At 68.4% G+C, this 392-nt stretch carries 1 protein-coding gene; it reads right to left on the bottom strand.

What is annotated here, in order from left to right:
* The coding region (locus tag N801_RS22275; protein WP_035941203.1) for a PLP-dependent transferase at window positions 1-392 on the bottom strand (392 nt) is incomplete at both ends.

The raw sequence follows: 392 nt of genomic DNA, 5'->3' as shown, positions 1-392 counted from the left end.
CCAGGATGCTCTGGGTCTCGCGCAGCACGGCGTAGTGGCCGGCGTCGTTCATGCTGATGCTGCCCATCAGCACGTCGGAGTGGCCGCCGAAGAACTTGGTGGCGGCCTCGACGCTGAAATCCACGCCGTGCGCCAGCGGCTGGAAGCCCAGCGGGCTGGCCCAGGTGTTGTCCATCATGGTCAGCACGCCGTGGCGCCGAGCGGCGGCGGCGATGGCGGGCACGTCGGCCATTTCCATGGTGACGGTGCCGGGCGCTTCGATGCAGATCATGCGGGTGGCCGGGCGGATCAGCGCCTCGATACCGGCGCCGATGGACGGGTCGTACAGCTCCACGTCCACGCCCATGTGCGCCAGCCATTTCTCGCCGAAGGTCTTGAGCGCGCCATAGCAG

The organism is Knoellia aerolata DSM 18566 (assembly GCF_000768695.1).
Lineage (GTDB): Bacteria > Actinomycetota > Actinomycetes > Actinomycetales > Dermatophilaceae > Knoellia > Knoellia aerolata.
This window is presented reverse-complemented; position numbering and strand designations above follow the sequence as displayed.